This is a genomic window from uncultured Aquincola sp. (genome assembly GCF_964001545.1).
Taxonomy (GTDB): domain Bacteria; phylum Pseudomonadota; class Gammaproteobacteria; order Burkholderiales; family Burkholderiaceae_C; genus Aquincola.
Genome location: NZ_CAXFDV010000210.1, coordinates 1 through 5,564, shown reverse-complemented (window position 1 = coordinate 5,564; position 5,564 = coordinate 1). Strand labels below are relative to the sequence as shown.

The following is a 5,564-nucleotide window of genomic DNA, read 5'->3' as shown; positions in this document are numbered from 1 at the left end:
TCAACGCCAGCGGCGGCCTGCTGGGCAAGAAGGTGGAGCTGATCACCCGCGACGACAACGCCAGCCCCGGCGATGCGGTTCGCGCGGCCGAAGAGCTGATCTCGCGCGAGAAGGTGGACGTGCTGGCCGGCTCCTTCCTCTCGAACACCGGCCTGGCGCTGACCGACTTCGCCAAGCAAAAGAAGTTCTTCTACCTGGCCGGCGAGCCGCTGACCGACAAGATCGTGTGGCAGAACGGCAACCGCTACACCTTCCGCCTGCGGGCCTCCACCTACATGCAGTCGGCCATGCTGGTGCCCGAGGCGGCCAAGCTCAAGAAAAAGCGCTGGGCCATCGTCTACCCCAACTACGAATACGGCCAGAGCGCGGTGGCCACCTTCAAGCAGCTGCTCAAGGCCGCGCAGCCCGACGTGGAGTTCGTGGCCGAGCAGGCGCCGCCGCTGGGCAAGCTGGACGCCGGCAGCGTGGTGCAGGCGCTGGCCGATGCCAAGCCCGACGCCATCTTCAACGTGCTGTTCGGCGCCGACCTGACCAAGTTCGTGCGCGAGGGCAACACCCGCGGCCTGTTCCAGGGCCGCGAGGTGGTGAGCCTGCTGACCGGCGAGCCCGAATACCTCGACCCGCTGAAGGATGAATCGCCCAACGGCTGGATCGTCACCGGCTACCCCTGGTACGGCATCCAGACGCCGGAGCACAAGGCCTTTTTCCTGGCCTACCACGGCAAGTACAAGGACTATCCGCGCCTGGGCTCGGTGGTGGGCTACAGCATGATCAAGTCGCTGGCCGAAGGCATCAAGAAGGCCAAGAGCACCGAGACCGAGAAGCTCATCACCGCCTTCCGCGGGCTGGAAGTCACCGGCCCCTTCGGCAAGTTCAACTACCGCGCGATCGACCAGCAGTCCACGCTGGGCGCCTTCGTCGGCAAGACCAAGAACGACAAGGGCAAGGGCGTGATGGTGGACTACGTCTACCTCGATGGCGCCAAGTTCCAGCCGAGCGACGAAGAAGTGAAGAAGCTGCGCCCCGCGGACTGATCGCGACCTGGCGCGGGCACCGCCCGCGCCCCCGGCCCCTTTTCCGATGCCCTGCCACGGCGCCCGCCGCGGCGGCAGGGCTGCCTGTTTGATCGCCGAGAGCACCCAGCCCCCACGCCATGGATCTATCCGGCTTCATCGTCCAACTGCTCAACGGCCTGGCCGGCGCATCGTCGCTGTTCCTGGTCGGGGCCGGCCTGTCGCTGATCTTCGGCGTCACCCGCATCGTGAACTTCGCGCACGGCTCGTTCTACATGCTGGGCATCTACATCGCCTACAGCCTGGCCGACCGGCTGGGCAGCGGCTGGTTCTGGCCAGCGCTGCTGCTGGCCTCCATCGCGGTGGGCCTGGTGGGCGCGCTGGTGGAAGTGACGCTGCTGCGCCGCATCTACCGGGCGCCCGAGCTGTTCCAGCTGCTGGCCACCTTCGCGCTGGTGCTGGTGATCAAGGACGCGGCGCTGTGGCTGTGGGGCCCTGAAGACCTGCTGGGCCCGCGGGCGCCGGGGCTCACCGGCTCCATCGACCTGCTGGGCCGGCGCTTTCCCACCTACGACCTCTTCCTCATCTTCATCGGCCCCGTCGTGCTGGGCCTGCTGTGGCTGCTGCTCACCCGCACCCGCTTCGGCACCCTGGTACGCGCCGCCACGCAAGACCGCGAGATGGTGGGCGCCCTGGGCGTCAACCAGGCCTGGCTGTTCACCGCGGTGTTTGCGCTGGGCGCGATGCTGGCCGGCCTGGGCGGCGCGCTGCAGCTGCCGCGTGAGCCGGCCAACCTGGGCCTGGACCTGCTGACCATCGGCGACGCCTTCGTGGTGGTGGTGGTGGGCGGCATGGGCAGCATCCCCGGCGCCTATGTGGCCGCGCTGCTGATCGCCGAGATCAAGGCGCTGTGCATCGGCATCGGCAACGTCGAGTTGTTCGGCATCGCCTTCTCCTTCTCCAAGCTCACGCTGGTGGCCGAGTTCCTGGTGATGGCGGTAGTGCTGGTGGTGCGGCCCTGGGGCCTCTTCGGCCGGCCGCAGGGCACCAGCCGCAATTCGGCCCCGCCCGAAGAGCCGCTGCGCGCGGCGGGCAACGGCCTGAAGATCGCCGGCGCGGTGCTGCTGCTGGCGCTGGCCGCCATGCCGCTGGCCACCGCCGATGCCCCCTACCTCACGGTGCTGGCCATCGACCTGCTGACCGCCGCGCTGTTTGCGGCCAGCCTGCACTTCATCATGGGGCCGGCCGGCATGCATTCGTTCGGCCATGCGGCCTACTTCGGCCTGGGTGCCTATGCGGCGGCGCTGCTGGTGCGCAACGCCGGCCTGCCGATGGAACTGGCCCTGGTGCTGTCGCCGGTGGCGGCGGCGGTGGGCGCGCTGTTGTTCGGCTGGTTCTGCGTGCGGCTGTCGGGCGTGTACCTGGCCATGCTCACGCTGGCCTTCGCGCAGATCGTCTGGTCGGTCACCTTCCAGTGGGACGAGTTCACCGGCGGCAGCAACGGCATCACCGGCGTGTGGCCGGCGGAATGGCTGTCGGACAAGACGCACTACTACTGGCTGACGCTGGCGCTGGTGGCGCTGGCGGTGCTGGCGCTGCGCCGCATCCTGTTCTCGCCCTTCGGCTATGCGATGCGTGCCGGCCGCGACTCGCTGCTGCGCGCCGATGCGATCGGCATCGACGTCAAGCGCATGCAGTGGGTGGCCTTTGTGGTGGCGGGCCTGTTCGCCGGGCTGGCGGGCGCGCTGTACGCCTTTTCCAAGGGCAGCATCTCGCCCGACGTGCTGGGCGTGGGCCGCTCGGTCGATGGGCTGGTGATGGTGCTGCTGGGCGGCCTGCAAACGCTGTCGGGCCCGCTGGTGGGCGCCGTCACCTTCACCTGGCTGCAGGACACCGTGGCCCGCAGCACCGACTACTGGCGCGCCCTGCTGGGCGGCATCATCCTGCTGCTGGTGCTGGCCTTCCCGCAGGGCATCGCCGGCTTCGTGCGGCAGCTGTTCGCCCAACGCAAGGAGGCGGTGCAATGAGCCTGTTGAACGTCACCAATTTGGGCAAGTCCTTCGGCGGCAATCGCGCGGTCGATGGCGTCAGCTTCTCGGTCGCCAAGGGCGAGCTGCTGGCCCTGATCGGCCCCAACGGCGCCGGCAAGTCCACCACCTTCAACATGGTCAACGGCCAGTTGAAGGCCGACACCGGCAGCATCCAGCTCGAAGGGCAGGAACTCATCGGCCGCAAGCCGCGCGACATCTGGCGCCTGGGCGTGGGCCGCACCTTCCAGATCGCCGAGACCTTTGGCTCATTGACGGTGGTGGAAAACGTGCAGATGGCGCTGCTGTCCAGCGACGGCCTGCTGTTCTCGATGTGGCGCCGCGCGGCCGGCCACAAGCGCGACGAGGCGCTGGCGCTGCTGGCCCAGGTGGGCATGGCGGCGCAGGCCGACCGGCCCTGCAGCGTGCTGGCCTATGGCGACGTCAAGCGGGTGGAGCTGGCCATTGCGATGGCCAACCAGCCCAAGCTGCTGCTGATGGACGAGCCCACCGCCGGCATGGCACCCAAGGAACGCAACGAGCTGATGGCGCTGACCAAGCAGCTGGTGATCGAGCGCGGCATTGCGGTGCTGTTCACCGAACACAGCATGGACGTGGTGTTCGCCTACGCCGACCGCATGATCGTGCTGGCCCGCGGAAGGCTGATTGCCGAAGGCAAGCCGGCCGAGATCCGCGACCACCCCAAGGTGCAAGAAGTCTATTTCGGCACGGGTAAAACGTTTGAAGCCCACCCCCGAAGCGCCTCCGGCGCTCCCCCTCAAGGGGGCGCCGCGAGCAGCCCGGCAGAGCCGGTTCTGCCGCGGCCGCTTGAAGGACCCCGCCACACCGGAGCGGCATCATGAAAAACGAGGTGTTGCTGGACGCCAGCGGCCTGAACGCCTGGTACGGCGCCGCGCAGATCCTGTTCGACGTCGGCCTGCGGGTGCGCCGTGGCGAGGTGGTGGCGCTGATGGGCCGCAACGGCGCGGGCAAGTCCACCACGCTCAAGACGCTGATGGGCCTGATGGCCAAGCGCCGCGGCAGCGTGCAGTTCATGGGCCGCGACATCAGCCGCGCGCAGCCGCACGACATCGCCCGCGCGGGCCTGGGCTTCGTGCCTGAAGACCGCCGCGTGTTCACCGACCTGACGGTGCTGGAGAACTTCGAGGTGGGTCGCCAGCCGCCGCGCCGCTGGCCCGATGGCAGCGAAGCGCCGCTGTGGACGGCCGAGCGCCTGTTCCAGCTGTTTCCCAACCTGGGCGAGATGCCCGACCGCCCCGGCGGCCGCATGAGCGGCGGTGAGCAGCAGATGCTGACCGTGGCCCGCACGCTGATGGGCAACCCCTTCCTGGTGCTGCTGGACGAACCTTCCGAAGGCGTGGCGCCGGTGATCGTGGAGCAGATGGCCCACATGATCCTGGCGCTGAAGGCGCAGGGCGTGAGCATCCTGCTGTCGGAACAGAACATGCATTTCGCCGAACTGGTGTCCGACCGCGCCTATGTGCTGGAAAAGGGCCAGATGCGCTACACCGGCAGCATGGCCGAGCTGGCCGCCAATGAAGAGGTGCGGCGGGCCTACCTGAGCGTCTGACGCCGCCTTTCTTCCACCCTTACCGGAGCCTTCGCCATGACCACGACCCTGCCCCGCCGCCAGTTCCTGCTGCACACCGCCACCGCCGCGCTGGCGGCCGGCGCCACGCCCTGGGCCCTCGCGGCAGCGTCCATCAAGCCCGACGACAAGTCGGCCCTGATCGTGGTCGACGTGCAGAACTGCTTCGTGCCCGGCGGCACGCTGCCGGTCAAGGGCGGCGACGAGGTGGTGCCGGTGATCAACCGCCTGGCGCCGGCCTTTGCCAACATCGTGGTCACGCAGGATTGGCACACGCCCGGCCATGCATCGTTTGCCAGCAGCTACGCCGGCAAGAAGCCCTTCGAGACCACGGTGCTGAAGTACGGCAACCAGGTGCTGTGGCCCGACCACTGCGTGCAGGGCACCGAAGACGCCGCGCTCCACAAGGACCTCAAGCTGCCCACCGCGCAGCTCATCATCCGCAAGGGCTTCAACAAGGGCGTGGACAGCTACTCCGCCTTCGAGGAAGCCGACCGCAAGACCGTCACCGGCCTGGCCGGCTACCTCAAGGCCCGCGGCATCAAGACGGTGTACGTCACCGGCCTGGCCACCGACTTCTGCGTGGCCTGGACCGCGATGGACGCGCGCAAGGCCGGCTTCAACGTCTACGTGATCGAGGACGCCACCCGCGCCATCGACCTCAACGGCTCGCTGGAAGCCGCCTGGAAGCAGATGACGGCCAAGGGCGTCAAGCGCATCCAGTCGAGCGACCTCACCACGGCATAAAGCCAGCCCACCGACCGTGACCGCCGCCGCAGTACCCTCACCCGCACCGGTCACGGTCACGCTTCATCTGCAGGTCAACGGCCAGGCCCAGGCGCTGCAGGTGCCGCCGGCCGCGCCGCTGCTGCAGGTGCTGCGCAACGACCTGCGGCTCAACGGCCCCAAGTACGC

The 5,564-nt window shown here is 68.5% G+C and carries 5 protein-coding genes; all 5 read left to right on the top strand.

Going from position 1 to position 5,564, the window contains the following annotated elements:
* Nucleotides 1-1,034 (top strand): ABC transporter substrate-binding protein (locus ABNT58_RS07300; RefSeq protein WP_348752838.1); only part of this gene is annotated, 1,034 nt, incomplete at its 5' end.
* 119 nt (nucleotides 1,035-1,153) lie between these two features.
* Complete coding sequence (locus ABNT58_RS07295) at nucleotides 1,154-3,040, top strand: ABC transporter permease (RefSeq protein ID WP_348752837.1); 1,887 nt, start codon at nucleotides 1,154-1,156, stop codon at nucleotides 3,038-3,040.
* Complete coding sequence (locus ABNT58_RS07290) at nucleotides 3,037-3,903, top strand: ABC transporter ATP-binding protein (protein ID WP_348752836.1); 867 nt, start codon at nucleotides 3,037-3,039, stop codon at nucleotides 3,901-3,903. Before ABNT58_RS07295 ends, ABNT58_RS07290 begins: the two co-directional genes overlap by 4 nt.
* Entirely contained in the window at nucleotides 3,900-4,631 is a 732-nt protein-coding gene (locus tag ABNT58_RS07285; protein WP_348752835.1) for an ABC transporter ATP-binding protein, read from the top strand. The genes ABNT58_RS07290 and ABNT58_RS07285 overlap by 4 nt, the downstream gene beginning before the upstream one ends.
* Before the next feature lie 36 nt (nucleotides 4,632-4,667).
* Complete coding sequence (gene pncA, locus ABNT58_RS07280) at nucleotides 4,668-5,396, top strand: bifunctional nicotinamidase/pyrazinamidase (protein ID WP_348752834.1); 729 nt, start codon at nucleotides 4,668-4,670, stop codon at nucleotides 5,394-5,396.
* Nucleotides 5,397-5,564 lie beyond the last annotated feature (168 nt).

Excerpts from the sequence above, each read along its gene's own strand:
- ABNT58_RS07285 (WP_348752835.1), top strand. The coding sequence starts at position 3,900 with ATGAAAAACGAGGTGTTGCTGGACGCCAGCGGCCTGAACGCCTGGTAC.
- ABNT58_RS07290 (WP_348752836.1), top strand. The coding sequence starts at position 3,037 with ATGAGCCTGTTGAACGTCACCAATTTGGGCAAGTCCTTCGGCGGCAAT.
- pncA (WP_348752834.1), top strand. The coding sequence starts at position 4,668 with ATGACCACGACCCTGCCCCGCCGCCAGTTCCTGCTGCACACCGCCACC.
- ABNT58_RS07295 (WP_348752837.1), top strand. The coding sequence starts at position 1,154 with ATGGATCTATCCGGCTTCATCGTCCAACTGCTCAACGGCCTGGCCGGC.